Source organism: Flavobacterium suncheonense GH29-5 = DSM 17707 (assembly GCF_000430025.1).
Classification (GTDB): Bacteria; Bacteroidota; Bacteroidia; order Flavobacteriales; family Flavobacteriaceae; genus Flavobacterium; species Flavobacterium suncheonense.
Window position 1 is genome coordinate 1 of record NZ_AUCZ01000047.1, and the last position, 1485, is coordinate 1485.

Genomic DNA, 1485 nt, shown 5'->3' on the forward strand with positions numbered 1-1485 from the left:
ATGTATTGATTACTATTAGTTTGAGTATTTTTCCACACGCACTACGCAACTAGCTTATAACGTTTCCGCGGCTTGGCCGTCGTTGCGGCAATTTAAGAAAAAATATGTTATGAAAAGCCGCGCATTAAAATCCGAAGGATTTTAATTGGTGAGAGAATCGAAGCAATGCGGCTAAACCGCTGTTAGCAGCAGATTATTGTTTAGCTATTTATATGAAACTCTCGCTATATTTGGATGTTCAGATGAATAATAAATTTTAATTTTCATTCCTTTGTAAAAATTCTCATACTCTTGTTCGGTTATTAATATTTGTGCGTTGGCTTGCTCACCCTTGTTTGTATTAAACTGCACTTCTATATTTTGAATACTGTTTCCTCGTTTTCCGTAAATTTTTGTTTTATCAATAATGATAGCTTCTGTATAAACTCCATTCTTCGATAATTCATTTGAACTGAAATCTGTCGTTTTTACTATAAAAAAATAACCAAAAATAAATAACGTACTAATACAAAATAGTCCCATAAATATTGGAATTTTTTCGTATAGTTTAGGAGTTAGAATTCCAAATATCCAAAAAGATAGAATCATAGTAATAATACCCCCAACAATCCCTAATAATGTAGAATTTGCTTCCGCTACGTGTTCAGGAATTAGGTAAAAGAAGAAAGATAAATTTAAAGCCATTAAGATTAATGGAAGAAATTTGTTTGTTAAAATTTTTTCTCGTGTCTTTTTTTCTGTATTCATTTTCGTAAAGTTTTTTTAATTTGCTGCTAACGTCCCGCCGGCTTTGTGAAGGCGAGGATTTTATTACTGATATTTACAAATATACCGAAAAGAATGGAAGAAAAAACCTTACTTCGGAGAAGAAATGCAAACACTGACAATTACCGATAAATCCTAAAGCCTCGCTTTCACAAAACCGCTGTTGTAGGCAGTTTGAATTACTTACCAATATATGCGTAAATCATTTTTAAATCAGACTCGTTGAAATTTTTTCTCGTGAAATCTATATGGTAATCGATACCGAATTGATCAATTTTAGCTTTGTTTACTTTGTAGTTTTTATTATTTAGCCATTTATTAAATACTATTGAGTCAATATTTCTCAAAGCTGGTCCAGTCATGTTAGCATCTAATTTATGACACGCAGCACAAGTATTATTAAATATTGTTTTTCCTTCATGAGCTATTTCCGAATTTTTAGTCCCACAAAACTCTATGTTTGGTTTGTTATCCGTAACTATTTGTTTAGGCTTTTTAGAATCATTCAGTAAGAGAAAACAAAATATTGATATAATTAAGCATAAAAATACGCAACAGAGAATTATAATTTTGTTAGTCAATTTTTTCAATGATTTCATCGTTATCGTTTTTTACAAATTGCCTACAACGTTTCAGGCTTGGCCGACGTTGCGGCAATTTAAGAAAAAATATGTTATGAAATGCAGCGCATGAAAATCCGAAGGATTTTCATTTAAAGTG

General features: G+C 31.2%; 2 protein-coding genes. Both read right to left on the reverse strand.

Going from position 1 to position 1485, the window contains the following annotated elements:
• Positions 1-204: 204 nt before the first annotated feature.
• Positions 205-747 carry a hypothetical protein gene (locus G498_RS0110070; RefSeq protein ID WP_026981033.1) on the reverse strand — a complete coding sequence of 181 codons (543 nt, stop codon included), beginning with the start codon at positions 745-747 and terminating at the stop codon, positions 205-207.
• A gap of 197 nt (positions 748-944) precedes the next feature.
• Positions 945-1364, reverse strand: coding sequence for a c-type cytochrome (locus G498_RS16000; protein WP_026981034.1), 420 nt, complete (start codon positions 1362-1364; stop codon positions 945-947).
• Positions 1365-1485: the final 121 nt, after the last annotated feature.